General features: G+C 40.9%; 23 protein-coding genes. 4 read left to right on the forward strand and 19 right to left on the reverse strand.

What is annotated here, in order from left to right:
- Window positions 1-15: 15 nt before the first annotated feature.
- From BLS24_RS13870 to tig, 7 genes are all read right to left on the reverse strand, one after another.
- Window positions 16-996 carry a GNAT family N-acetyltransferase gene (locus BLS24_RS13870; protein ID WP_091760451.1) on the reverse strand — a complete coding sequence of 327 codons (981 nt, stop codon included), beginning with the start codon at window positions 994-996 and terminating at the stop codon, window positions 16-18.
- 4 nt (window positions 997-1000) lie between these two features.
- Window positions 1001-1756: a class I SAM-dependent methyltransferase gene (locus BLS24_RS13875; protein ID WP_091760454.1), complete on the reverse strand. Its 756-nt coding sequence runs from the start codon at window positions 1754-1756 to the stop codon at window positions 1001-1003.
- Between the two features lie 226 nt (window positions 1757-1982).
- Window positions 1983-2783: a hypothetical protein gene (locus BLS24_RS13880; RefSeq protein ID WP_091760457.1), complete on the reverse strand. Its 801-nt coding sequence runs from the start codon at window positions 2781-2783 to the stop codon at window positions 1983-1985.
- Window positions 2784-3314: 531 nt separating this feature from the next.
- The gene (gene guaA, locus BLS24_RS13885) at window positions 3315-4865 is read right to left on the reverse strand and encodes a glutamine-hydrolyzing GMP synthase (RefSeq protein ID WP_091760460.1); all 1551 of its coding nucleotides are present in this window, start codon (window positions 4863-4865) and stop codon (window positions 3315-3317) included.
- Window positions 4866-5014: 149 nt separating this feature from the next.
- Window positions 5015-6325: a C40 family peptidase gene (locus BLS24_RS13890; RefSeq protein WP_091760462.1), complete on the reverse strand. Its 1311-nt coding sequence runs from the start codon at window positions 6323-6325 to the stop codon at window positions 5015-5017.
- 51 nt (window positions 6326-6376) lie between these two features.
- Window positions 6377-7768, reverse strand: coding sequence for an asparagine--tRNA ligase (gene asnS / locus BLS24_RS13895; protein ID WP_071177218.1), 1392 nt, complete (start codon window positions 7766-7768; stop codon window positions 6377-6379).
- 25 nt (window positions 7769-7793) lie between these two features.
- Complete coding sequence (gene tig, locus BLS24_RS13900; RefSeq protein WP_091760465.1) at window positions 7794-9020, reverse strand: trigger factor; 1227 nt, start codon at window positions 9018-9020, stop codon at window positions 7794-7796.
- Between the two features lie 174 nt (window positions 9021-9194).
- On the opposite strand from tig, the gene BLS24_RS13905 reads away from it, so the two are divergent.
- Entirely contained in the window at window positions 9195-9668 is a 474-nt protein-coding gene (locus BLS24_RS13905; RefSeq protein WP_091760468.1) for a hypothetical protein, read from the forward strand.
- Between the two features lie 28 nt (window positions 9669-9696).
- Here BLS24_RS13905 and BLS24_RS13910 read toward each other — a convergent pair whose 3' ends face one another.
- Both BLS24_RS13910 and ispE read right to left on the reverse strand, forming a co-directional pair.
- Window positions 9697-10149: a YwiB family protein gene (locus BLS24_RS13910; protein WP_091760470.1), complete on the reverse strand. Its 453-nt coding sequence runs from the start codon at window positions 10147-10149 to the stop codon at window positions 9697-9699.
- Between the two features lie 12 nt (window positions 10150-10161).
- Complete coding sequence (gene ispE / locus BLS24_RS13915) at window positions 10162-11031, reverse strand: 4-(cytidine 5'-diphospho)-2-C-methyl-D-erythritol kinase (RefSeq protein WP_091760473.1); 870 nt, start codon at window positions 11029-11031, stop codon at window positions 10162-10164.
- Window positions 11032-11204: 173 nt separating this feature from the next.
- Between ispE and BLS24_RS13920 the strand changes: the two genes are divergently transcribed.
- Window positions 11205-11828 (forward strand): hypothetical protein, encoded by a 624-nt coding sequence (locus BLS24_RS13920; protein ID WP_091760476.1) that lies wholly within the window; start codon window positions 11205-11207, stop codon window positions 11826-11828.
- A gap of 76 nt (window positions 11829-11904) precedes the next feature.
- On the opposite strand, the gene BLS24_RS13925 is transcribed toward BLS24_RS13920, so the two are convergent.
- The 3 genes from BLS24_RS13925 to BLS24_RS13935 are packed head-to-tail and all read right to left on the reverse strand — an operon-like array spanning window position 11905 to window position 14935.
- Window positions 11905-12810 carry a dihydroorotate dehydrogenase gene (locus BLS24_RS13925; protein ID WP_091760479.1) on the reverse strand — a complete coding sequence of 302 codons (906 nt, stop codon included), beginning with the start codon at window positions 12808-12810 and terminating at the stop codon, window positions 11905-11907.
- Between the two features lie 15 nt (window positions 12811-12825).
- Window positions 12826-13626 (reverse strand): dihydroorotate dehydrogenase electron transfer subunit, encoded by an 801-nt coding sequence (locus BLS24_RS13930; protein ID WP_091760482.1) that lies wholly within the window; start codon window positions 13624-13626, stop codon window positions 12826-12828.
- A 19-nt stretch (window positions 13627-13645) separates the two neighbouring features.
- Entirely contained in the window at window positions 13646-14935 is a 1290-nt protein-coding gene (locus tag BLS24_RS13935; RefSeq protein WP_091760485.1) for a dihydroorotase, read from the reverse strand.
- 156 nt (window positions 14936-15091) lie between these two features.
- Here BLS24_RS13935 and BLS24_RS13940 point away from each other — a divergent pair, with 156 nt between their 5' ends.
- Window positions 15092-15835, forward strand: a complete 744-nt coding sequence (locus BLS24_RS13940) for a lysophospholipid acyltransferase family protein (protein ID WP_071177227.1) — start codon at window positions 15092-15094, stop codon at window positions 15833-15835.
- A 44-nt stretch (window positions 15836-15879) separates the two neighbouring features.
- Here BLS24_RS13940 and BLS24_RS13945 read toward each other — a convergent pair whose 3' ends face one another.
- From BLS24_RS13945 to tadA, 7 genes are all read right to left on the reverse strand, one after another.
- Window positions 15880-17088: a D-alanine--D-alanine ligase family protein gene (locus BLS24_RS13945; protein ID WP_091760488.1), complete on the reverse strand. Its 1209-nt coding sequence runs from the start codon at window positions 17086-17088 to the stop codon at window positions 15880-15882.
- A 38-nt stretch (window positions 17089-17126) separates the two neighbouring features.
- Window positions 17127-18707 carry a Mur ligase family protein gene (locus tag BLS24_RS13950; RefSeq protein WP_091760491.1) on the reverse strand — a complete coding sequence of 527 codons (1581 nt, stop codon included), beginning with the start codon at window positions 18705-18707 and terminating at the stop codon, window positions 17127-17129.
- A gap of 12 nt (window positions 18708-18719) precedes the next feature.
- Complete coding sequence (locus BLS24_RS13955; RefSeq protein ID WP_091760493.1) at window positions 18720-19514, reverse strand: alpha/beta fold hydrolase; 795 nt, start codon at window positions 19512-19514, stop codon at window positions 18720-18722.
- Window positions 19515-19591: 77 nt separating this feature from the next.
- Complete coding sequence (locus tag BLS24_RS13960) at window positions 19592-21166, reverse strand: glycoside hydrolase family 9 protein (RefSeq protein WP_091760496.1); 1575 nt, start codon at window positions 21164-21166, stop codon at window positions 19592-19594.
- 40 nt (window positions 21167-21206) lie between these two features.
- Window positions 21207-23498, reverse strand: a complete 2292-nt coding sequence (locus BLS24_RS13965; RefSeq protein WP_091760499.1) for a hydratase — start codon at window positions 23496-23498, stop codon at window positions 21207-21209.
- 84 nt (window positions 23499-23582) lie between these two features.
- Complete coding sequence (locus BLS24_RS13970) at window positions 23583-25097, reverse strand: extracellular solute-binding protein (protein ID WP_091760503.1); 1515 nt, start codon at window positions 25095-25097, stop codon at window positions 23583-23585.
- A gap of 2 nt (window positions 25098-25099) precedes the next feature.
- Window positions 25100-25621 (reverse strand): tRNA adenosine(34) deaminase TadA, encoded by a 522-nt coding sequence (gene tadA / locus BLS24_RS13975; protein ID WP_091760507.1) that lies wholly within the window; start codon window positions 25619-25621, stop codon window positions 25100-25102.
- A gap of 93 nt (window positions 25622-25714) precedes the next feature.
- Here tadA and BLS24_RS13980 point away from each other — a divergent pair, with 93 nt between their 5' ends.
- A complete protein-coding gene (locus tag BLS24_RS13980; RefSeq protein ID WP_091760510.1) occupies window positions 25715-26125 on the forward strand; it encodes an RrF2 family transcriptional regulator in 411 nt (136 codons plus the stop codon).
- Window positions 26126-26150 lie beyond the last annotated feature (25 nt).

A 26150-nucleotide genomic window follows, 5' to 3' on the forward strand; every position in this document is an offset into this window, starting at 1 on the left:
ATTAATTAAGAAGTCTTAGGCATTTCTTTCATCATTAATAACATGAATCAGTGATCCGCCCTCAATTACTCCCTTAAGCTCAGTCTTCAAAAAAGCCGGACGAATATCATTGTTTACAAGCTCATCGAGGGCAACCCATTCCAGTTTCTCGTCATCATCAGTTGAAGTTTCAAATATAGCCTCCTTGGGCATATCCATTAAATAGTAATACTCTAACTCATGACAATCTTTGCCATCAATTGCTCCTCCCACGCCACGAAAGAAGTTCTCGCATATTATAGCAATACGTCTTGCTGTACATTTCGCACCTGTTTCCTCGTATGTTTCCCTTTCAACGCAAGACTTGGAATCCTCTCCCAAATGAACACCACCACCGATCATATAGTAGTATCCGCCATACTTGGACTTTACAAACAGCATCTTATTATCGCGAACAATAATAGCTCCGGTCCTATACCTAAACCAATAATTGTCCTTTTCCATGCCACAATCAAAATACTTCGGAATTCTCACAAAAAAGTGCCCATCATCCTTCCCGACAACTTTTCCGCCATTCTTTTGCATGACTTTCTGCGAGGCGATATTATCTTTATTTACTCGGAGATATATCTCGTCCTCCGGTATTATTTTCCTTGCCTCAAGGAGAGTAAGTTTAAGGCCCGCTGTGGCATAACCTTTTCCCCGTTCATCTCTCCTGATGCTATAGCCTATATGGCCGGCGCCACTCTTAAGTGCTTCTGTGAGATGATGTCTGATACGAAATTCTCCAACCAGACGCCCCTCATCCCAAAGGTAATAGTATGTTTCCGGCACAAACCAGTCAGGCATATTAACCGGGTGTTCATAAGAAATCAACGTCGGTAAAACCTTCTCGATATAATCATCGTAAGAAACTCCGTTATACGGATTTGTTAAACCATTTTCGTCTGTTGGAAGTGCTGTAGTGTATTCCCACTGAGCTTTAGCATCTATTTCATTTATTTTACGCAGTTCCATTTTTTCAGTCCTTTCTTGCAATCGCTGTAAACTCACCCGGGAGTTTTTCATTTTCCCATGAAGGATGTTCATCAAAACGCTCCAAAATAAATCCGCTACCGATGATAGAATTGATGATCTCGCTGATGGTGTACTTCCTGTAATGGCATTTCGGGATCTGCTTACGGATCTCCTCATCGTAAAATCTTGCGTGCGCCATCTCACCTTCAAAGATATCTGTTGAGAAATAACTCATGGTAGGCTGCTGTAACCCTAGTATATCGGAAATCTTAGTAAATGGATGGAAGTCACTGCAAATCATCTTTCCATCGTGTTTAAGCAATCCGTTCATAACATTCATAAAAGCATTTATATCGTGGAAATAATGAAGAATCCCACCTTCCATGAATACGACATCAAAGAAACCGGCATACTTGTCCATATCGATTTCCATGATGTCGCAGACTTCATATCCGATCTTCACGCCTGCAGCTTCAGCGGTTTCCACAGCGTATTTCCTGTTGGCTTCCGAAATATCAAACACTGTAACCTCTGCTCCCAAAAGAGCCAACGGAATAGCTTTCTTTCCGCAGGATCCGCATATATTGGCAACCTTGATACCATCAAAAGAATCAAAGTAATTTACATACTGTTTCAGCATTTTTCTGGGATTTTCTTTGTCCTTCGCTGCTCTTTCCTCCGGCGTTCCTGCAGTCCTAACCCAGAACTCGTAAGCATCAAACTCCCAAGCTTTCTTATGTTGTTTACTGTATTCTTCCAAAATATTATTCTCCCGGCTTTTTATATGGACATTTATCCCTCAAGTTGAATTGCGCCATAACCTGCTAAACTAGTGTAGCTGTTTTTATATTTCTCGACTATATTGATTAGATATGATTTGTAATCTACAAGGCGGAAGAAGGCGTCGATGGGGTTCCATCGACAACTGATGACAACGCAGTAGCTTCAAATTATAGCAAGCATATAGTCGAGTTAATATAAAACAGCTACACTAGATATTCTTTAATCATAGCCTTTATTATATTAGAACTGATGGCATGTTGAGAAGTCTCAAATGTCATGATCATATTTTTACCCAGAAAATATCCACTTTGCTCATATGCCTCTATCTTAACTATATTTTTGTTTGCATAAGCTATGTTATCCATCATTCCAAAATGTTCCCAGATATATTCCTTTCTAGTTCTGATATTAAGGCATGTAAAATCTGGTCTTACTGCTCCCATGCCCTTAAGTGCAAGTGGGTATTCATACCTGTATGGAATGCCACTTTGTTCCAGCATATTGGCTATTATCAGCTCAGATTTTGATCTTACCCTTATTCCATTGTTTGAAAAAAACTCTGTAACACTTTCATTAAATCCCATAGGCTCGTAGATTTCTTTTTTCCAATTCTCAACATATATTTCCAGAGGTTCAATGATCGGTGTAACAAGCTTTTTCCTTGCATCTGCCATGCCCATATACACATTTTCAAGTGACTTTATATCATAGAGCTTTAAAAACTCCAAAATATCATTTCTGATTTTTACAAGTTTCTTTTTAAGTAGCATTTCATAATCTCGCTGTGCCACCTTCTTCAGCTTGTCCATTTCTTCGATTCTCGCATACTTCCGCTTTTGTGCGAGCTTGTCTACCCAGTAATACTGGTCTTTCCCGTTACTCTTACTTATTGCAATACCACAATTGCTCAAGCTTTTTACCCTTAACGCATTCTTATCAATTTGGGTTATTAGAGCATCTATCTCCTGTATTTGTTTTTCCAATTTTTCCTTATAATCCTGCATCACCAAACTCCTTTTTTCAGATCTACGTGACTCCACTTTATCTTTTGACTATTATCACGTAGTGCTGCACTGATATTCAGGCATTCTACGTGATACACCTTGTCAACCAGCCCTTCCTCACGTAAATTTTCCAGATATCTACTTATTTCTACGTGGACCACAAGAATCAAGAACAACACCTCACGTAGATGCCATAAATATCATGCATATCACTACGCGAATAGTAGCTCAAAAAAGCAACTGCTCACGTAAGCCGTCTTCTTTTGCCACTTCTTTATCTATTATTTTGGGATTTACCAAGCTGTCCCAGAAAGAACAGCCATTTCAAAACGAACTTTGAAAAAGAACTATCTTGAAATACAAATGACAATATATAACAACTCAGATAAAAAGTAAATAAATTTCTAACTGTATTGATTCCCATACGGTTATGCCTTAAGGATAAGACTCTGACGAATTCAGTCAGTATAACAACAAAGCCCCAGAAGCGCCTATGCGCTTCTGGGACTTAATTCAATAATGCATATTATTTTATTCAAGCTCTACAGTTCCTGGTGGCTTACTTGTGAGGTCGTACATTACGCGGTTAACACCCTTAACCTCGTTGATGATACGGCTCATAACTTTCTGAAGTACTTCGAAAGGAATCTCAGAAGCCTCAGCTGTCATGAAGTCTATGGTTTCAACAGCGCGGAGTACGATCGCATAGTCATATGTACGCTCATCGCCCATAACACCAACTGATCTCATATTTGAAAGAGCTGCAAAATACTGATCAGGTAATTTCTTAAGTCCTGCTGCAGCAAGCTCTTCTCTATAGATAAAGTCGGCATCCTGAACGATTCGAACCTTCTCTGCATTTACTTCACCGATGATACGGATGCCAAGACCAGGTCCTGGGAATGGCTGACGAAATACCAGGTATTCAGGAAGTCCAAGCTCAAGTCCAGCCTTTCTAACTTCATCCTTAAAGAGTGAACGAAGAGGCTCGATGATCTCTTTGAAATCAACATAGTCAGGAAGTCCGCCAACATTGTGGTGAGACTTGATAACAACTGACTCTCCGCCAAGTCCTGACTCAACAACGTCAGGATAGATAGTTCCCTGTGCAAGGAAGTCTACTGTACCAATCTTCTTGGCCTCTTCCTCAAATACACGAATGAACTCTTCACCGATGATCTTACGCTTTCTCTCAGGCTCTTCTACGCCCTTAAGCTTGGCATAATATCTTTCAGCCGCATTAACGCGAACAAAGTTAATATCGAAATTACCATTTGGTCCAAATACGCTCTCAACCTCATCACCCTCGTTCTTACGAAGAAGACCATGATCCACGAATACGCAGGTAAGCTGCTTACCAATTGCCTTAGCAAGAAGTGCCGCAAGAACTGATGAATCAACACCGCCAGAAAGAGCAAGTAAAACCTTGCCATCTCCAACTTTCTCGCGAATCTCCTTGATCGTATTTTCAACGAAGGAATCCATGCGCCATGAACCAGAAGTAGCGCAGATATTTCTAACGAAGTTATGAAGGATATCTTTACCCTTAACTGTGTGAAGAACCTCTGGATGGAACTGGATAGCATAGAGCTTCTTGTCTTCACAAGCCGCTGCAGCAACTGGGCAATCTGCTGTGTGAGCAATGATCTCAAATCCAGGAGCCACCTTGCTGATGTAATCGAAGTGACTCATCCAAACGATGGTCTTATCTTCAACGCCTGCAAAAAGAGCATCCTTAGAGCCATCAATAAATGTCTCTGTCTTACCATACTCTCTGACTGGAGCCTTCTCGACCTTACCACCCAGAACGTGCATCATAAGCTGCGCTCCGTAGCAAAGACCTAAAACTGGAATTCCAAGTTCAAAAAGCTCTTTGGTATATGTTGGAGCACCTTCCTCGTAACATGAGTTAGGTCCACCAGTTAAAATGATTCCCTTAGGGGACATTTCCTTGATCTGCTCAATCGGAGTACGATATGAATAGATCTCGCAGTAAACGTTACACTCTCTGACGCGCCTTGCAACCAGCTGGTTGTACTGTCCGCCAAAGTCAATGACTATAACTTTCTCTTCTGCAGCCATGCTTCCTCCTACCAAATCTATATTGTTGGGTATCCTCAAACAAAGAAAATACCCGAGTGATGTTAAAATCCATCAATCGGGTATGATTATACACTAGCATGCTGGATATTAACAACATGAATATTCCATAAAAAAGTGAATTTCTTGCTTTAGTTAATATACCTTCTTACGGAAATGATGGATCTGTATGTAGCGGGACTATACTTGATACCTGTTTTCTGGGTACTAGCATGAACTATCTGTCCGCCGCCTATATATATTCCAACATGTCCGCCGTAGTAAATAACGTCTCCTGGCTGGGCATCCGCATAGGATACTTCTCTACCATAAGAGCCCTGTGCCCACGAAGTTCTTGGAACTGAAATTCCATAGGCCTTGTAGACTGCCATTACAAAGCCGGAGCAGTCAGCTCCATCTGTAAGGCTTGTTCCACCCGGAACATAAGGATTACCTACAAACTTGCATGCGTAATTTGCTATATTAGATCCCGTTGCGCTTCCTGTTGGAGCAACATATCCGGAACCTCCAGATGCACCACCTGAACCAGATGATGACTGGGAATAATTTGATCCAGAATCTGAATCCGAATCATTATTTGCTGCCTGTTCAGCCTGATATGCATCTTCCTTGGCTTTCTTGGTCTCGGCAACTTCTTTTTGCTTTTGTTCTATCTGCTTTTGAAGACTTGCGATACTGGACTGCTGGCTCTTAACTTGGGCTGTATACACAGCTGCGTCCTGCTTTGCCTTGGCAATCTTAACTTCATAATCAGCGTAAGTTGCCTTGTACTCTGCAAGCACTTCTTCCATGTATGCCTGTTCTTCTTCTAGCTCCATCTCTGAAGTTTCAAGCTCTGCCTTTTCTTCTTCAAGCTGCTTGCCATAGGCTTCAGCAGCTTCCTTGGCAGCTACATATTCAGAGAGCTTCTGTCTGTCATATTCATAAAGCTCTTCTACATACTGAACTTTATTGAGAGCATCTGCATAACTTGTAGCAGTTAAAAGAATCTGCACATACGATAGGTTTCCCTTTTCATACATGAACTTGATTCTCTGAGTCATTGCTTCGTACAATGTCTCTTCCTGTTTCTTGGCTTCATCATATTCTGCCTGAGTTATCTCTATCTGCTCTTGCTTAGCCGCAATGTCTTCTTTGATAAGTTCAATGTCAGTCATGAGACCTACGATCTCAGCATTGGTCTCATCAATTGCTTCCTTTGTCTCACCCTGAGCTTCTGAGTAATCATTTATCTGGCTGTTAGCGTTATTAAGCTTGTTCTGACTGTCTTTCTTCTGGTTTTCAAGAGCTTTCTTTTGATTCTCCAGCTCTTTTTGTTCGTTTTCAAGCTTCTCTTGTTTTTCCTGTAAATCAGTACTGGTGGTAGCCCATACAGGGTCTGCCACCAGTAAACTCATAACAAGGGAAATAGCTATCATATTAAAAAGACTTCTTTTTTTCATACGCATCCCCCTTGTCTAATCTCTATAGTCTAAGTATATCACATGCGTGCATTAAAGCTCACAATTTCCGACTGTTCTAGGGAATGACTCAACGTCTCTGATGTTAGCCATGCCTGTAAGGTACATTACGCAACGCTCAAATCCAAGACCAAATCCTGCGTGACGTACACTTCCATATTTACGAAGATCAAGATAGAACTGATACTCGTCCTTCTTCATTCCAAGCTCATCCATACGCTTCTCGAGGATTGCAAGGTCATCCTCTCTCTGGCTACCACCGATGATCTCTCCGATACCAGGCACAAGGCAATCAGCTGCTGCAACTGTCTTTCCATCTGGATTAAGCTTCATGTAGAATGCCTTGATTTCCTTTGGATAATCAGTTACAAATACAGGCTTCTTGAAGATTTCCTCTGTAAGGAATCTCTCATGCTCTGTCTGGAGATCACATCCCCATGATACCTTATAATCAAACTTGTCATTGTGCTTCTCTAAAAGCTCAATAGCCTCTGTATATGAGATACGACCAAACTCGTTGTTAACTACGTTGTTAAGTCTGTCGATAAGTCCCTTATCAATGAACTCGTTAAAGAATGCCATCTCTTCTGGGCAGTGCTCTAATACATAGCTGATAACATATTTGAGCATTGCTTCTGCTGTGTCACAATCATCCTTAAGATCTGCAAAGCACATCTCAGGCTCGATCATCCAGAACTCAGCTGCATGTCTTGTTGTGTTTGAGTTCTCAGCACGGAATGTAGGTCCAAATGTGTAAACATTCTTGAATGCAAATGCATAAGTCTCTACGTTAAGCTGTCCACTTACTGTAAGGTTAACTGGCTTTCCAAAGAAATCCTTGGAGTAATCAACAGCTCCGTCCTCAGTCTTAGGAACGTTGTTGAGGTCCATTGTAGTAACCTGGAACATCTCGCCGGCACCTTCACAGTCACTACCTGTAATAAGTGGTGTGTGAACATATACGAAATTTCTCTCCTGGAAGAAAGAATGAATAGCATAAGCTGCTACGCTTCTAACCTTGAACACCGCCTCAAATGTGTTTGTTCTAGCACGAAGATGAGGGATTGTTCTAAGGAACTCAAGTGTATGTCTCTTTTTCTGAAGAGGATAATCAGCTGTTGACTGTCCTTCAATCTCAACAGTCTCTGCCTGCATCTCAAATGGCTGCTTGGCTCCTGGTGTTGCAACGATAGTTCCTGTTGCGATAACAGCTGCACCAACATTTAACTTACTGATCTCTGCAAAATTTGAAAGGGCATCAGAATATACAATCTGTAAAGGCTTGAAATATGTACCATCATTTAAAACGATGAATCCGATTGCTTTTGAATCACGAATGCTTCTGATCCATCCGCCTACAGTTACCTTCTGGCCTGCGTATTTTTCCTGTTCTTCGAATAGTGCTCTGATATCTACTAAATCCATGGCGACCTCCCTGATCAAATTTTATTTATTCTGCTGGCTCTACAACGTTTGCATTTTCAACGAGGTAATCCATAACCTTCTCGGCAAGAAGACCTTCTCTATAAACTTCAGGATCTACTGTAGCCTTGAACTCCTCATATGTGCTATATGCTGTAGTTGAAGCATTATCGTATGCATTCTTAAGGTATGCATCAATATCTTCTTCTGTAACTTCAATTCCTTCATTCTTGGCAATTGCTGCAAACATAATGAACTGCTGAGTAGCTTCTGTAACCATTGCCTTAAGATAATCATCAGGAGTATCTGTTGAACCTTCCTGCTGGATCATCATTGTAACAATGTCGCTAGCTGTAAGCTGCTGTCCCATGTACATTGAATACATGCTTGCATAGTACTCAAGTGACTCATTCTGCTGAATGAGATATCTGTTATAAAGATTCTGTGGAACCTCTTTAAACTCACAAGCTTCTGTTACCTTTGCAAGAACAGCCTCTTCAAGATCTGAATCATACTTGCTTTGTGCATCAGTTATCATACCATTCTTGACATATGCTTTAAGCTCTTCAAGTGTTGTAACACCCTCTGCTCCAAGGCCTGCTGCCCACTCATCTGTCATCTCATCTGAAGCCACCTTGATGCTGTTAATTGTAACTGTGAATACAACATTCTTACCTGCAAGGTCTGTTGCACCGTAATTCTCTGGGAATGTAAGGTTAAGGTCTACTGTATCACCAACATTTGTGCCTACAAGTCCTGACTCAAAGCCTTCAATGTATGAATTAGAACCGATCACAAGGTCAGCACCTTCAGCTGTACCGCCGTCAAATGCCTCGCCTGAATCAGCATACTTACCAACATAGTCGATATTAACTGTATCTCCATCCTGAACTGCTCTGTCTGTTACCTCAGTCATTGGTGGGTTATTTGTAAAGATAGACTTGATCTGCTCATCAACCTGCTCATCTGTTACATTTGGAGCAGCAAGTTCAACTGTGACACCCTTATACTCGCCAAGAGTAACGAACTCTTCTGGATTGATCTCTGCAAGGGCCATTGTCTCAAGGTTCTCAAGATTCTGAAGTGCAGAAATAGTCTGTGTCTGTGCACCATCTGATGAGCTTGTGGCAGCTGCATCATCTGCTGATGAACCTGTAGATGCATCTGTAGTTGCTTCTGTGCTCTGGCCATTACATGCTGTAAGGGCTGTCACCATGAGTACTCCTGCCATTAAAAAAGCTATTTTATTTCTCATAATAGTTCTCCTCAATGATCTATTTTTGTTTACATATTATTAGTAAAAACAATATTTTTTATACTACCACACTCTACCATTAGATTAAAGTATTTATTTGCCTTGTAGACCAAAGAATGCTAAAATAAACTCTGTTCATAATCAAATGGAAAAAGAAATTCGGAGGAACAAGTTTTGAGCACAGGAGCAATCGTTGCAATCGTTATTGCAGTTATTTTAGTAGCAGCTATCGTTGCACTTATCATAGTTGGTAAAAAAGCACAAAAGAGACAGGAAGAGCAGCAGGTTCAGCTTGATGCAATGAAGCAGACTCTTACAATGCTTATCATTGATAAAAAGAGAATGAAGCTTAATGAGTCAGGTCTTCCTCAGTCAGTTATCGAGCAGACACCTAAGCTTCTCAGAAGATCCAAGCTTCCAATCCTTAAGGTTAGAGTTGGTAACAGAGTTATGAGTCTTATCTGCGATGAGAAGATTTATGATCAGGTACCTGTTAAAAAAGAAGTTAAGGCTTCAGTAAGTGGTATCTACGTAACAGAAGTTAAAGGTCTACACGGTAAGGTTCAGGCACCTGAACAGAAGAAAGGATTCTTCAAGAATCTCGTTTCTAAGGCTCAGGAAAAAGCCGGAGCAAAGATGGTTAAATAATAAAGCAAAAAATAATTCGGAGTCAGTATTAAACTGGCTCCGAATTTTTTATTTCGATTATTATCATGGATGCTGATAGAACCTGTCCATCCATCTCTAGTTCATATTCAGCCATGAGTTTCATCTCATCTTCCTGTCTGATCTTAGTAAAGTCAAATTTAGTAGTATTGACCTTCATCTGCATTGTTCCGTAAGGAGTAACATATTCCGTGTCGTACTTTAGCTCTTTTCCAAAGGCAAGCTTGGAATTCATATCGCCGCCCCTTACAATTTCCATACTGTTCTCATCCTGAGCTATTGTGACTGTATTGTGGATATGAACACTCTCAGATCCAGCCTGCTGTTCCTCGTCATATTCAAGGACTCTTGTTCCATCCTCCAGAAATTCGTAGTATCCCTTGGAATTAGTAATTATCTTTTCTGCGGGTTCCCCAGCCCTTACGTGGATACCTGTAACACTAACATCTACATTTCTCTTCATAATATCACCGCCTCACCTATTGGGGTTAATAGGCTTTGTCAAAAATAATTCTGGTGCTAATTTGCTATCTTCAACTGCTTTATAAGCAGCTCTAGCCTTATCCTCGTTATCAAAGATACCAAATACTGTTGGGCCACTACCTGTCATAAACGCCCTAATAGCGCCATTATCTTCAAGTACCTTCTCGATCTTGCCGATCTCTTCGTACTTAGAAGCTGTCACATGCTCCAAAACGTTATCGATAAGGGCACACATACCCTTAAGGTCACCACTTTCTATAGCACTTCTGATGCCATCGATGTCTGGGTGCTTCTCAATAGGCTTACTATCAAGCTCTGTGTATACCCATCCTGTTGAAACTCCGATTGCAGGCTTAGCTACCACGATCAAACACTCTGGCATATCAGCTATAGCTGTAAGCTCTTCGCCAATACCCTCTGCAACCATTGTACCACCCATGATGCAGTAAGGAATATCTGCTCCAAGGCTTACTGCAAACTTGCAGAGATCTTCTTTGGACTGTCCAAGTCCCCAGATGTCATTAAGTGCAAGGTATGCTGCAGCGCCATCTGTACTACCGCCTGCCATTCCAGCTGCTACCGGAATTCTCTTTTCAAGGTGAATATTGATACCTTTATCCACATTAAATTTCTCTTTTAACTGTTTAGCCACCTTACAGATGAGATTAGAATCATCTGTTGGAATAGATTCTGATGATGCTGTTAAAACAATTTCGCCCGTTTCATTTTCTTCAAAAGTTAATGTGTCATATATATCAACATTCTGCATTATCATTCGCACAATGTGGTAGCCATCAGCTCTTTTGCCAGTTACATCCAGTCCAAGGTTTATTTTTCCGTATGCTTTTCTACTTTGTTTCATGAAAACCGCTCCACTTCTACTTTTCTCAATCTTCTCATTCTTACTATACAAACTCAAGAAAAAAAATGCAAAAAAAAGCTAAAGTTTTTTTTAATTTGACCGATAAACAGATTAGGTAAACTATAGTTTCGTTTCAGCGCGATTTTAGTACCATCGCAGAAAAGGAGTTCTATATGGGCGTAAACGGAGTTACCGAGGTTACTAACAACATCGCAACCGCCTATGCTTCAAGCGTGAATCCTAACTCTGTAGAAGAGAAAAAGAAAGACGAAGAAGTAAAGGTAAAAGCTGAAGCCGCTGCAGTTTATGAGAAGTCTGATGAAAAGCAGGAAACTGCCAAGACTTCGCAGAACGACAGGACCCAGATCATCAAACAGATGCAGGCTGATGTGGCTACTCGCCAGCAGCAACTTTTGGACATTGTTCGAAAGATGATGGGCAAGCAGGCCAAGACATACGGCATTGCAAACAGTGACAATGACGAGGATTCTATCTGGAAATTCCTTGCAAAAGGTGATTTCACTGTTGATGCAGCGACAAAAGCTCAGGCAGAGGCTGACATTGCTGAGGATGGCTATTGGGGCGTTAAACAGACCTCCGAAAGAATCCTTGATTTTGCCAAGACCCTTGCAGGTGATGACCCAGCTAAGCTCGATAAGATGCGAGCAGCCTTCGAAAAAGGCTATGCACAGGCTGAGAAAACATGGGGCGGAGAGCTTCCAGAAATCTCTAAGCAGACCTATGCAGCAGTTATGAAAGGCTTTGACGAGCTTACAGGTGTCAACACAGAACAGTAACATAGTAGTTGCTAGTAACAAAAGGACCGCCGCTTTTTGAATAAAAAGCGACGGTCCTTTCCGGTGTATAAAGGTATTATTCTACAATACCTCTTATGTCGTTTATATCTTCAACGCCATATTTCTTCATATACTCTTCGATTCCAGTTACAACCTTTTCAGTAGTATATGGATCATGGAAGTTCATGGCACCAACGGCAATAGCTGTAGCTCCTGCCATGATAAATTCGATGGCATCTTCTGCATTTGCTATTCCGCCCATTCCAATAATAGGAATATTAACAGCATGTGCTGCCTCGTATACCATTCTAACTGCTACTGGCTTGATGGCTGGACCAGAAAGTCCGCCAGTTCTATTGGCAAGAGCAAACTTTCTCTTGTAAATATCAATCTTCATGCCAGTAATAGTGTTGATAAGAGAGATTGCATCAGCACCTGCTGCCTCTGCTGCCTTAGCCATCTCAGAAATGCTAGTAACATTTGGGCTTAGCTTCATGATGATTGGCTTTTTGCTCTTCTCTTTTATTCTCTTCGTGATATCAAAAAGTGCATCCTTGTTCTGACCAAAAGCAATAGCACCCTCTTTTACGTTAGGACAAGATACATTTATCTCAAGCATTGATACCTTCTTTTCATCAGAAAGTCTCTCAACTACTTCAAGGTAATCTTCAACTGACTTGCCGCAGACATTAACGATAACCTCTGTGTCGTACTGCTCAAGGAACTTAAGATCTCTTTCTACAAAGACATCAATTCCAGGATTCTGAAGCCCGATGGCATTTAGCATGCCTCCATAAACTTCAGCCACACGTGGAACTGGGTTTCCTGGCCATGGCACATTGGCAACGCCCTTAGTTACTACTGCTCCAAGCTTATTTAGATCAACAAAATCCACATATTCCATACCAGAACCAAAGGTTCCTGATGCTGTCATAACTGGATTTTTGAATTTAACACCTGCTATCTCAACTGCTGTATTCATCTTATTTCTCCTCAATCATAGATCCAAAGTATCGGCATCAAAAACTGGTCCATCTGTACAGATTCTTGCATTGTGAACATGAGAATGCTCATCAACTTCCTTGGTCTTGCATACACATCCAAGGCAAGCTCCTACGCCGCAGGCCATTCTCTCTTCAAGAGAAAGATATGCTTTTGCCCCAATAGATTCTGCATATGCCTTGATTCCCTTGAGCATTGGCATTGGTCCGCAAGCAAAGATAACGTCGCACTCAACACCCTCATTTTTCATAGCATCAATGACATTTCCCTTTGTTCCAACGCTTCCGTCTTCTGATGCAATGTGCATCTGCGCATACTTAGAAAACTCATCGCTAAGGAATGTATCACTATTTCTATATCCCATGACTGCGCTTATCTTGGAAGGCGCTTCTGATCTATCAAGCTCAGACATTCTCTTTGCAGTTTCAAGAAGTGGAGGAACACCGATTCCGCCGCCTATTACAACAGCTCTTTTGCCTGCTGCCTTATCTATTGGGAAGCCGTTACCGAGAGGTCCAAGGATCATAAGGCTGTTCCCTTCTGAAGCCTTAGAAAACTCTGTTGTGCCACTTCCTACAACTCTGTACACAAGCCTAATTGCTGATCTAGCCTTATCCACTTCGCAGATACTGATAGGTCTTGGTAAAAGAGTTGATCTATTCTCCGGATAAACTCCTACAAACTGTCCTGGTCTTACATCTTTGGCCATTTCAGTTTCAAGCCACAGATCAAAAATGCCCTCTGAGAGCTTTTTCTGGCTTAAAACCTTGGCTTCTTTTTTCATTTTCTCAGCCATGAGATAATCTCCTTATTGTTTATCTATCTTCATATACTATCTGACCTTTGCAGATAGTATCGTGGATCTTGCCTGGTAGTCTCTCACCCAAAAATGGCGTGTTAGAAGACTTGGAATTACTCTGAACAAAGTTCCATTCTGCCTTTGGATCAAATATAACAAGGTCAGCCATGCCGCCTTCTGTAATATATCCAGCATCTATTCCATAAACCCTTGCTGGTCCTATTGTCATACGATCAATAAGTTCCATAAGCGTCATATATCCTGTATTTACAAGCTCTCTGATTCCAAGAGCAAGGGATGTTTCAAGACCAGTTATGCCACTTGGCGCAAGCCTTAACTCTTTTTGCTTTTCTTCTCTAGCATGAGGAGCATGGTCTGTAGCGATTATTCCAATCGTTCCATCCTTAAGTCCCTCAATGATGGCCTTTCTATCGCTTTCTAGTCTAAGTGGCGGATTCATCTTGGCAAGGGAACCATACTTAAGAACGGCATTTTCAGTAAGAGTAAAGTGATGAGGTGTAGCTTCTGCGCTAACCTTCACACCTCTCTTCCTAGCATTTCTGATAAGTTCAACTGATTCAGCAGCACTGATATGCTGAACTACAATGTGTGCCCCGGTTTTCTCTGCTATATCTATATCTCTTTCAACCATGGATATTTCTGCTTGTCTTAGAGACCCTTTAAGTCCCAGTTTCTCCGCAACTTCTCCGGCGTTGATTCCGTTATCTGTTATAAATTCTGGATTTTCTTCATGAAGGCTTATTACTTTTCCTAGATTAGCTGCCTCTACGCAGGCTTTCTCCATAAGCTCTGCATCAGTTATAGGCTTTCCATCATCTGTAAAAAGAACTGCTCCAGCATCTATAAGTTCCTTCATTGCGCACAGCTCTTTTCCCAGCATATCTCTTGTAACATTGGCGCAGGTATATACTCTAAGACCAGTCTTAGCGCCCCTAGCAAGGACGTCCCTTATAGTCTCCACATTGTCCATGTGAGGCTCAGTGTTGCCCATCATGATGACACTAGTAAATCCGCCTCTTGCCGCAGCCTTTGATCCAGATTCAATGTCTTCCTTGTAGGTAAAACCTGGATCTCTAAAATGCACGTGGCCATCCACAAGCCCTGGTGCTACAGTTTTGCCAGTAGCATCAATCACTTTATTAGATGAATCCTTCAAAAGTTCTGCAACAAAGTCGCTTCCTTCTTCGCAGATCTTAAGTATCTTGTCCCCGTCTATGACGATGTCCCTGATTCCTTCAGTTCCAGAAGCAGGATCTACCATGTAACCATTCTTTATGATCAGCATATATCCCTCCAACATGCTCTGCGTGTGCATTTCAAATTTGCATTAGCTATATAATACTATATAATCCCTTAAAAGAGAAAACTCTATTCCATTTTTCTTTAACTCATGAGAAAATAGACACGTAGTAAAGAAACTTATAGAAAAGAGGCATTATTCATGATCCGTACAATCTTAGCTGTTTTATTTGTAGCTATTTTCTTAATAGTAAGCTTACCTATCCAGCTTGTTCTTTTTATCATCGGCAAATTCAATCCTATGTTTCTCAAAAAGGCTTCTCTTGCCATCGTAAGCTGGGCCTTCAACGTAGTTAACTTTATAAGCGGTGTCAAAAGAACTGTCATCGGCGAAGAGAACGTGCCAAAGGATCAGGCAGTACTTTATGTTGGTAACCACAGAAGTATCTTTGATATCGTTATCTGCTATCCAAGAGTTCCAAATCCTACAGGATTTATTTCTAAAAAAGAAGTTCTTAAGGTACCTCTTTTGAACATCTGGATGATCTTCATGGATTGTCTCTTCCTTGATAGAAAAGATATCCGCAAGGGCCTTGAAATGGTTCTCACAGCCATTGATAAAGTAAAGAATGGCATTTCGATTTTCATCTACCCAGAAGGAACAAGGATCAAGACAGACGAGCCAATGGGCGAGTTCCACAAGGGAAGCTTCAAGATCGCTCAGAAGTCCGGTTGTCCTATCGTTCCAGTAGTTATCAACCACTCAGAAGATATCCTTGAAAAGCACAAACCATTTATTAAGAGTGCCAAGGTAACCGTTGAGTATTGCAAGCCTATCATTCCAAGTGAGTTGTCAAAAGAGGATCAGAAAAACATCGACAACTATGTCAAGAACATCATGCTTGAAACCTATCTCAAGAACGAAAAACTCTATTCAGAAAACTAATAAAGCACATAAAAAGGGCCATCGCTACTGCGATGGCCTTATTATTATCCCTTTGCGCCCTTACTTCCGCCGCCAAGATGTACTCCTTCAAGTACATTTGTCTCAAATGAATATACTACCTTATGAGATTCTCTGTCTGCTTTAAGTGCAAGCTGGATCATTCTGTCTAAAAGAACGTCATACTTAACTCCAACAGGCTCCCATAAATAGAATGATAATGAACCAGGAATAGTATTGATCTCGTTAAGGTATACCTTATTTGTCTTCATATCGATCATAAAGTCGATTCTGGAAACACCAGAACATCCAAGGCAGATAAATGCATCTACTGCCATCTTTCTGATCTCATCACGCATTTCTGATGTGATATCTGCAGGAATCTTTCTCTTAAGAGAAGCCATGCCCTTTGAACCACCAGTCTTGGCACCGCCCTTAGCTGAACCCTTAGCGCCGCCAATATACTTATCCTCAAAGCTAAGAATCTCATCTGAGTTAATAGGCTCTTCGCACTCAGATGCTTCTGCACTCTCGTAATCACCAAGAACTGAGCAGTTGATCTCTTTGAGATCAGTGATAGCTGGCTCAACAAGGATCTTTTTAGAGAACTCAAATCCAAGATCAAGAGCCTCTAATAATCCGTCTCTGTCAGAAGCCTTCTTGATACCGATACTTGAACCAAGGTTAAGAGGCTTGATGATAACAGGATATGAAAATGCAGCTTCGATCTTAGCAACTAACGCATCTACATCCTCATAGTCTTTCCATGTATAGCACTTACAGTCAAGAACTGGAATACCATTGTCCTTGAGAACTGTCTTCATTACGTACTTGTTCATTCCAACAGCTGATGAAAGAACATCACAGCCAACTACTGGAAGTCCCATAGTAGCAAGATAACCCTGAAGTGTACCATCTTCTACGTTTGTTCCATGAACGATAGGGAATGCAACGTCAACAGTTGTGATAACGTTGTTTCCAAACTTCTTCATTGGGTATCTTACAAGAGAAACCTTATCGCCTTCCTTGATCCATACAACCTGAGTGCTCTTCTTGATAAGCTCTGGAATATGTGTGTACTCCTCAATCTTGTCAACGTACTCACCAACATAGAAATCGTTGTTCTTGGTCATGTAAACAGGAATAATGTCGTACTTGTCTCTATCGATGTATCCAATAGCCTGAATAGCAGAGATAATTGAGATCTCATGCTCTGTACTCTTTCCACCAAATAAAACTGCAACTTTAAGTTTCATAATATGCCTTCTTTCCAAAATCTGATTCATTAAAAGAATTATTTATAATTATCAGGAAGATCATTCTCAAGGAGAATAACCTTTTCTCTTCCTGCATCGATCTCATACATAAGAGCTGTTGCCTCATTAAGAGTACTCTTTACAAATACTCTCTCAGGATCAAATCCAGCCTCTAATACGCCGCGCTTAATAGAAGCGCTGTTCTTTTCGCCAACAAGGATGATGTAGTCACAAACAGCTGCTGCCTGTCTGCCAAACTCTGCATTGTACTCATCCTCTTTTTCTCCAAGCTCTACCATACCTGGTGTAACAAGGATCTTGACCTTATCCTCAAAAAGAGAAAGTGTCTCAAGAGCAACCTTTGCTCCGTTAGGATTGGAGTTATATGCATCATCAAGAATTGATACCGTGCCGCGCTTAACAAGTTCAAGTCTGTGTGGAACAGGCTGAAGCCTTCTGACTGCGATCTTGAGCTTATTCATAGGAATGCCAAGGCTGTTGGCCGCTGCAATAGCTCCTACGATGTTCTCAACGTTATGCTGTCCTACAAGCTTGGTTGTATATTCTGCGCTGTCTCCGCTTGGAGCAGTAACTGTAAATGTTGTACCTGCGCTAGTTACCCTGATATCTGTAGCTCTGTAGTCATTGCCCTCAGATGTGCCATAGGTAATGGCATCATTATATTTCATGTGGCTACGAATGATCTCATTGTCGCCATTTACAAACTTAAGGTGTTTGCCAGCTTCTTTTCCCTGCTCTTTTTCTTTTTCATCAACTGCATCTAAGAGCTCGTACTTGGTGCTGATGATATTATCAAGAGAATGGAAGGTCTCAAGGTGCTGATATCCGATGGATGTCACGATTCCATCATCAGGATGAACAATATCTGTGATCTCCTTGATATCATGGAGGTGTCTTGCACCCATCTCACATACGAATATCTCATGTGTTGGCTTAAGATGTTCTCTAATAGTCCTTACGATTCCCATTGGAGTGTTGTAACTCTCTGGAGTCATGAGAACGCTAAATCCCTCTGATAAAAGAGTTGTGAGGTAATACTTAACGCTGGTCTTACCGTAGCTTCCTGTAATACCAACGATTCTGAGTCCTGTGTGCTCTTTTAGCATTCTCTTGGCATCATCGATGAAGTACTGATTGATCCTATTCTCGATAGGCTTATTGATAAGATTAGCAAGAGCTGTCATAAGAGGGAAGAATCCCATGTATACAGCCCAGATAAAGTAAACTGCAAGCTTATTTGTTATAAGTAAACTGATCACTGCCAAAATCAAAACAATTACAGCATCTGTAATGAACAGTCTCTGAATTCTCTTAGTAACAACAAATTTCTTTTTTGCTTTCTTTGGAATGTACATTGCAACTATTCCCAGCAAAAAGACTATTGTCAAAATGCCAGCTAGTATCTCAAGTCCAGGTACAAGCCTTAGCATAGCAAGAGTGACCATCACTCCGATATGAGGTCCATACTTAGTCTGCTGTGATCTTAGGAATCTAAAATACCCCTGAAACTGATAGCTTGAAAGCTGAAGCATGTGAGCATAGTATCTAAGTCCTAATATGGCCGCTGTCACATATAAAATTATTATCGCGTATATCATCTCAATTCTCCATTAATCTGCTATCTTGAGGAAGCTTCCCAAGATTCTGTTATATAAATAAGGATTCTCCAAAAATGAATAGTGACCTACTCCGTTAATAACCGCAAGTCCAGCTTCTGGCATAAGTTTCTCCATCTGCTGACCATCTGATAAAGGAGTTGCTGTATCCTTGTCACCCCATATCAAAAGAACCGGCTGAGTAACAGAAGGCATGTAAGGAACACAGTCCTCATTGACTGCCATTACAAGGCTCTTTCTCATAACTGGTGAAGCAGCTGCATAATCAGCACTTCCAAATTTCTTTTGAAGCTTGTTAAGAGCATCTGGATCTATCTTAAGAATTCCGCTCTTTTCAATGAAATTCTTGTAGAAATGATATCTCTTGGTTCTCTTCTTTTGAGCCTTTGTTTTAACAGGAATGATGCCTGCTGAGTCTGTAAGAATGATCTTGGGTATTGTGAAGTCAGCCTTGATCCTACCTTCATTGATACCTGATGCAAGCTTTATTATGATCCTTCCGCCCATGGAATGACCAAGGAATATTACTTCCTTATCTTCTGGATAGAGCTTTCTAAGGAACTTCTGAACAAAGTCCACATATGCATCCACATTCATTGGCTCTGCTGGCTCATCACTTTTTCCAAAGCCAGGCATATCCATTGCTACCACGTGATAGCTCTTTTTGGCAAAAGAAATAACTCCAGCAAAAAGATCTATGTTGGAGCCCCAGCCATGAAGCATCACAAGAAGCGGACCGCTTCCTTCATCTATGTAGTTAATATTTAATCCATCAATATTTGTATTCATAGTCAATTCATATTATCACTCGTAAAAGGCACATGCAAATCATATATAGTGTCAGCCTATATGTAAAAAATGCGCTCTTACTCTTTTACCAATATACTCAGCATAAAGACAAACAAGGAATCATAGCTAGGATTATTGAGGATTCCAGGCTTCTGCCCATCAACATAAGTTCTCTCTGTGTACTCCGTAACATAATTGGTCACATCAGGATTCATACCCATGAGATAATGAGCGTGATTCTCAACTATAGTCGTGTACTCGTGATTATAGATAATGTAATCCGTGATAGTCAGGCACCTCATATTGAACAAAATGCTGGCATATACATTTTCACTGTCATAATCTGCCACAAGATATTTTGACTGAGTGGCCTTAAGCGCAATATCTTCAGATCTTTGCATCAGATACTTCATAAGCTTACTACAAAGGTCCATATCAACTTTCTGATTGGTAGAAAGATATGTGACAGAACCAAGGAAGATATTCTCATCTGTGTTAAACAGCTCTGCAAAATCTCTTTTCTCAAAAAAAGCCTGAAGAATCTGGTCATAAGAGCTGTTGCCTGTTGCTCTATAAAGCTGCGCCGCCGCATTGAAGGCTCCGCTACTTTCCAAAACCTTTTGGTTATTGACATAGCAGTTCCAGGCTTTATCTGCTGCCCTTAGACACTCTCTTGCAAAGTCTGGATCATATTCCTGGTAAAAGAAGCTGAATCTGGCCAAAGTTGCTGCAAAGCTGATAGTAGAATCCATGGACACAGGAGTTACTACTACAGGATATGAGAAAAGGTCTCCGCCCTTAGTATTATCTGTAAGAGCTGCGCCATACTCACCGCCAGTCTTTGGATCCTGCATCTTAAGAAGCCATTCTACTTCGTATCTGACTTCATCCAGAATATCAGGAATACCATTGCCACTTTCTGGAATTCCAGTTTCATCAGTAAATGCCTCTTTATTTAGCTCATAAGCTAAAAGGAAGTTTTCTACGATCTTGCAACCTACAACAGTATCTCTGTCGGCCTGCTCATCCATGTGCCATCCACCTGTAACGTCTATCTCGACACTAGGGTCATCCTGAAGATGAGCTGCTATTGTATGGCAGGCGCTGTGAGCATTCTCTCCAGCAAGGTTCTCTGAAAGTGCAATTCCGCAGCGGTTATAATAAAACTTCTTACAGGCGTCGTTAAAAAGATCTGTATAAACAACCTCAGAAATTGCAAATGCATAGGACTCACCAACTATATCAGCGCAGGCATAGTAGGTTCCTTCATCTTTTAGATCTGTGAAATGTCCGATAGCAGTATATTCGCCAGTCTCCTCGTCAAAAGTAGGTTTGACCAGCTTTCCTTCGTATACTACTTCACCTGTCTCAAGATTTCGTATCTGAAACTCAGTTGGCAGTTCTTTGGCTCTGATCAAAAGCTCTTTTTCTGAGTCAGGCTTAAAGCCTACCTGATCAACTAGGATATTAGGAACCTGCTGCGGAACTTCGTAGTCCACATTTATAGTCTGACTCTGGCCATTTCCAGTGATACCAGGGATCTCTATTCCATTCTCACTAGAAGAAGCGCCGCAACCTGCGACGCTTCCTGTAAACAGCATGACCATAGATGCTGCAATTATTCTTTTTGCCCCTCTTTTACTAAAAAACATAATGTAATCTTATCCTACTATCCCCTAAATAACTACATTATTATTTTACGCGGTTATAATTGATAAGACAACCATCAAGGATTATCTGCCTCTCATCATCTGTGAGGTTTCCAAGCTTAAGAGTAAACTCAGTCATCTTGCCGCCTGATACTGCTACAGCCTTGATGCTGTCATCCTTATTTGCTACAGCACTTCTGATTCCTGGGAAGAAGATGTAATCCTTATTCTTGAATGGAAGGTCCTCTGAATCAATGATAAATGGGAGCATTCCCCAGTTTATCAGATTGGAGCGATATCTCTTGGTAGCATATTCAACAGCGATGTTAGCCCATCCACCAAGAACCTTCTGGCAAGATGCAGCCTGTTCTCTGGCTGATCCATCACCTGGCTTAACTGCAAAGATCGTAGATCCAATACCAGTGTTCTTGCTAGATACATCTGGATAGCTCTTTAAGATCTCTTTTACCACATCTGAAACCTCTGCGCTCATGCCATCAAGTGGAGTATCCTCACGTCTCTTGAGCTCCTCTGCGTATACTTCCTTGGCAAGGCCAACGTATTCAGGGTCCTTTCTAGAAAGAGTAAACTCAGCAAGTCCAAGAGGATTTGATCTATAAGATGATGTCTCACCTGAAGGAATAAGTTCGTCTGTTGTTGTAACTGGATCATGGATCTCAGATACAACCTTGAGAAGAAGGTTTTCTGGAAGAGCAACCATGCTAGGCCAATCCTTGATGTTTGGTCCAAGAACAAGCTCTACGCTTGGGTCTGCCTTACCATGTGAATCAAATACTCTGTTCTTGTAGATATTGCTATCGAAGTGATACTTATACTTCTCAAAATCACCATCAAATTCTGTTGCTGGTGTAAGAATTCCCTTATTGGCTGCTGTTGCTGCAATTGAACGAGCGTCCATAAGTGCAACAGATGCAACCTGTCCATTCTGAACCTTAGAACCTTCTCTGTTAGGGAAGTTTCTGGTTGAATGTCTGATACTAAATGCGTTATTTGCTGGTGTATCGCCTGCTCCAAAGCATGGTCCGCAGAATGCAGTCTTCAATATTGCGCCTGATTCAAGGATTGCAGCTGCTGCGCCATTTTTAACAACTTCCATATAGATTGGAGTAGATGCTGGATATACGCTAAGTGTGAACTTGTCGTTTCCAATAAATTTACCTTTGAGGATATCTGCAGCTGCGCAGATGTTCTCAAATCCGCCGCCGGCACATCCTGCAATGATACCCTGCTCTACAAGGAGCTTGCCGTCTTTGATCTTGTCCTGAAGTGAGAACTCAACCTTGTCGCCAAAGCTTACTCTTGCTCTCTTTTCAACATCTGCAAGGATATCTGCTGCATTTCTGTTTACTTCATCGATCTCATAGACGTTACTTGGGTGGAAAGGCATAGCGATCATAGGATTGATAGAATCAAGATCAACCTTAACCACTGCATCATAATATGCCACACTTCCTGGCTTTAATTCTTTATACTCAGATACTCTTCCGTGAATATCATAGAATTCCTTGATAGTCTCATCTGTCTGCCAAATAGATGAAAGGCATGTGGTCTCTGTTGTCATAACATCAACGCCAATCCTAAAGTCAGCGCTTAAGTTCTTGACACCAGGTCCAACAAACTCCATAACCTTATTCTTAACAAAGCCATCACCAAATACTTTGCCGATAATAGCAAGGGCAACGTCCTGAGGACCAACACCCTTCTTTGGTGCGCCTTCAAGATAAATAGCAACTACGCCTGGCATATCAACATCATAGGTCTGTCCCAGGAGCTGCTTAACAAGCTCTGGTCCGCCTTCTCCGATAGCCATAGTACCGAGTGCTCCATATCTTGTATGAGAATCAGATCCAAGGATCATGCTGCCACTTGAAGCAAGCATCTCTCTTGCGAACTGATGGATAACTGCCTGATGAGGTGGAACATAGATTCCGCCGTACTTCTGGGCAGCTGTAAGACCAAATACGTGGTCATCTTCATTGATAGTACCGCCAACTGCGCATAATGAGTTATGGCAATTTGTAAGAACATATGGAATTGGAAACTTTGTAAGTCCTGAAGCTCTTGCTGTCTGGATAATACCTACATAAGTAATATCATGAGATGTAAGCTTATCAAATTTAACACAAAGCTTTTCCATATTACCGGAAGTATTATGAGCTTTTAAGATTCCATAAGCGATAGTATTCTCTTTTGCCTTGTCTTTTGAAATATCTGAAACGCCATGAGCCTGAAGCTTGCTTGATGCCTCGGCATCATCAGCTATAAGGGTCTCGCCGTTTACGAGATAATATCCATTGTTTAGGGTTGTAACCATTGCCACTCCTCCTGCCTTTATACATGTATACAATACTACAAGCGATATTCTACCATAATTAGCTCATAGATTGTATGATCTTTTTTAATGTGAATTAGAAATGATCTGAAGCTTTCGCGTCACCGTCTCTATTCCGGCATTCTTTAAAGCCAGTCTGAACTCAGCAACCTCTTCTTCAGGTGTGACATCATACTGTCCATAGGCAATCTTGGGCACATATTTGTCACAGACTTCGATGATAGGCTTTATCTCATCTAATATATCTGAAGACGCAAATGGCACACTATCCCAAGGATAGTCTATTGCATACTTCTCATATTCATCATTAAGTCTATAGTAGTCTTCCCAAAAATATGTAGCATCCTTGATCTCGTATTCATCTCTTCTGCCCCACCAGAAATTAAGGAGGATACTATCCCTATCTGCATTATATCCACTTGGTCTTTCAAGCATTCCTTCACTATTTTTTTCGTACTGTACGCCTTCTATTCCGTAGTGGATCAGGTTGTAACACTCCCTGTCATTTCTAAGAAGGTCATAGACCATAAGCGCTCTTTCAGGATTTTTAGATCCTGCATAAATTGCCATAGCACCATGAAGTATGCTATTTTTAACTACATTTCCAGATTCTTTGCCACACCAGTAAAAATCAATATCTGCATCAGGAAGCATAACTACCATTCTAGGCTTTATGATAGTGTAATAATTCTGAGTATGATGTTGTATTACTGAGCTCATTCCATTGTAGAATTCTTCATCATTATCTTCAGCATCGCTGAGCTTATCACGCCAAACACCAAGCTCTTTCCATTCTTTCATAAGCTTTGCATATTCAACAAATTCATCACCTTCATAATAAGGAGAAACTATTTTTCGTGGATCTTCCTGATATGCTCCCCAAATTCCATAGGTTCCAAGTTCATAGATAGGTATGAACTTCCTTACTGACATCAAATAACCAAGAGTACCTATGGTACTTGTGCCGTTTGCATCCCATGGGATCATATTAGGGTATTTTTCTTTTACATATTTAAAATAGGCATCCAGATCTTTCCATGAGGACACTCCATTTAAACCTGCTTCATCTGCAATATCTTTTCTGTAGATGAAGCCGTGATTAACCCACTGAGTATATTCATTTTCTGGAATAAAATAGATCTTGCCCTGATAACTGCACTTCTGCCACTGCTCCTTGGATACGCAGTTATAAGTAAGGGGACAATATTTACTGAGCATATCTTCAGTAAGCGGCATGAAATTGCCATCTATAGCATTTGGCCAGGCATCTAGCCAGTCGCTTGATGTTGCCACCAGATCAAGGCTCACATCTCCTGAACTTAGAACCTTATTATATTTTGCAAGATAATCATCCCAGCTTACATAATACACGTCCAGCTGGGCATTAGCCTTTTTCCTTAAAATGGTGTTCAGCTTCTCAATGACCTTTTCAGACTGACCATTAGAAGGCTTATCACCTATCGTAAGATATGTAATAGTTACTACACTATTTATTGAGTACTCATCAGCCCGGTTGTCACATGCAAAGCAAGTCATGACAAGTGCACAAATCAAAAGAACTGCAAATACTCGTTTCTTCACTATTAGCATCCCTTCTGCTCTTTTAAAAGCTTATTTCTATTTCGTAGCTCCAAAAAGAATTCTTTAAGCATCTTACTGCATTCTTCTTGCAAAACGCCTTTCTTGACTTCTACCTGATGATTGAAATCAGGATTATTGAGTATATCCATAACAGAACCCGCACAACCAGCCTTTGGGTTCTCAGCTGCCATAATAACTTCAGGTATTCTAGCCTGCACTATTGCTCCTGCGCACATCTGACAAGGTTCTAGCGTAACATATAATTTACATCCCTCAAGTCTCCAATCCTGCATGAACTTTCCAGCTTTTTTGATAGCTGTGATCTCTGCATGCGCAAGAGGTGTCTTGTCTGTGTTACGTCTGTTGTAGCCTCTTCCAATTATCTTGTCTTCATATACGATGACGCAGCCAATAGGAACTTCTCCAAGCTTATAGGCTTTTTTTGCCTGTGCTATGGCTGCCTTCATGTATTTAATATCCTTTTGATCCTGATCCTTTATCCTTGATCTTGCTTCTAATTTCATAGTGGTATTTCTTTTTACTTTTTGTTATTATATTTGAACGAATTATTGCTTTATTATAGTATTATATCAAATTTTGTGTAACGAGGTCATTTTATGAAAATATCAACTAAGGGAAGATATGCTCTTAGAGTTATGATGGACGTCGCCCTCCATGATAATGGAGATTATATATCGCTAAAAGACATTTCGGCTCGTCAGGATATTACTATCAAATATCTTGAACAGATTGTATCAAGCCTCAGTAAATCTGGTTATCTTATCAGTATGCGTGGAAATAATGGTGGATACAGACTTGCAATGGATCCAAAAGATTGCAATATTGGCGAGATGCTAAGAGCGATCGAGGGTAATCTCAATCCTGTTGAATGTGTAGCTGGTGATACCGGAATCGGTTGTCCTATGTCTAATTCCTGCACCACGCTTCCTTTCTGGAAAGGTCTTGACGAAGTAGTCAACAACTACATTAACAGCTATACTTTGCAGGATCTTATAGATCAAAATTGACAATCCGTCAAAAACCAAGTATATT

Source organism: Butyrivibrio sp. INlla18 (assembly GCF_900103635.1).
Classification (GTDB): Bacteria; Bacillota; Clostridia; order Lachnospirales; family Lachnospiraceae; genus Butyrivibrio.

Excerpts from the sequence above, each read along its gene's own strand:
- BLS24_RS13935 (WP_091760485.1), bottom strand. The coding sequence starts at position 14,935 with ATGCTGATCATAAAGAATGGTTACATGGTAGATCCTGCTTCTGGAACT.
- BLS24_RS13955 (WP_091760493.1), bottom strand. The coding sequence starts at position 19,514 with ATGAATACAAATATTGATGGATTAAATATTAACTACATAGATGAAGGA.
- BLS24_RS13945 (WP_091760488.1), bottom strand. The coding sequence starts at position 17,088 with ATGAAACTTAAAGTTGCAGTTTTATTTGGTGGAAAGAGTACAGAGCAT.
- BLS24_RS13910 (WP_091760470.1), bottom strand. The coding sequence starts at position 10,149 with ATGAAGAGAAATGTAGATGTTAGTGTTACAGGTATCCACGTAAGGGCT.
- tadA (WP_091760507.1), bottom strand. The coding sequence starts at position 25,621 with ATGAAATTAGAAGCAAGATCAAGGATAAAGGATCAGGATCAAAAGGAT.
- BLS24_RS13960 (WP_091760496.1), bottom strand. The coding sequence starts at position 21,166 with ATGTTTTTTAGTAAAAGAGGGGCAAAAAGAATAATTGCAGCATCTATG.
- asnS (WP_071177218.1), bottom strand. The coding sequence starts at position 7,768 with ATGGATTTAGTAGATATCAGAGCACTATTCGAAGAACAGGAAAAATAC.
- ispE (WP_091760473.1), bottom strand. The coding sequence starts at position 11,031 with ATGAAACAAAGTAGAAAAGCATACGGAAAAATAAACCTTGGACTGGAT.
- BLS24_RS13950 (WP_091760491.1), bottom strand. The coding sequence starts at position 18,707 with ATGATATACGCGATAATAATTTTATATGTGACAGCGGCCATATTAGGA.
- BLS24_RS13890 (WP_091760462.1), bottom strand. The coding sequence starts at position 6,325 with ATGAAAAAAAGAAGTCTTTTTAATATGATAGCTATTTCCCTTGTTATG.
- BLS24_RS13980 (WP_091760510.1), top strand. The coding sequence starts at position 25,715 with ATGAAAATATCAACTAAGGGAAGATATGCTCTTAGAGTTATGATGGAC.
- BLS24_RS13930 (WP_091760482.1), bottom strand. The coding sequence starts at position 13,626 with ATGGCTGAGAAAATGAAAAAAGAAGCCAAGGTTTTAAGCCAGAAAAAG.
- BLS24_RS13920 (WP_091760476.1), top strand. The coding sequence starts at position 11,205 with ATGGGCGTAAACGGAGTTACCGAGGTTACTAACAACATCGCAACCGCC.
- guaA (WP_091760460.1), bottom strand. The coding sequence starts at position 4,865 with ATGGCTGCAGAAGAGAAAGTTATAGTCATTGACTTTGGCGGACAGTAC.
- BLS24_RS13925 (WP_091760479.1), bottom strand. The coding sequence starts at position 12,810 with ATGAATACAGCAGTTGAGATAGCAGGTGTTAAATTCAAAAATCCAGTT.
- BLS24_RS13965 (WP_091760499.1), bottom strand. The coding sequence starts at position 23,498 with ATGGTTACAACCCTAAACAATGGATATTATCTCGTAAACGGCGAGACC.
- BLS24_RS13870 (WP_091760451.1), bottom strand. The coding sequence starts at position 996 with ATGGAACTGCGTAAAATAAATGAAATAGATGCTAAAGCTCAGTGGGAA.
- tig (WP_091760465.1), bottom strand. The coding sequence starts at position 9,020 with ATGAGAAATAAAATAGCTTTTTTAATGGCAGGAGTACTCATGGTGACA.
- BLS24_RS13940 (WP_071177227.1), top strand. The coding sequence starts at position 15,092 with ATGATCCGTACAATCTTAGCTGTTTTATTTGTAGCTATTTTCTTAATA.
- BLS24_RS13880 (WP_091760457.1), bottom strand. The coding sequence starts at position 2,783 with ATGCAGGATTATAAGGAAAAATTGGAAAAACAAATACAGGAGATAGAT.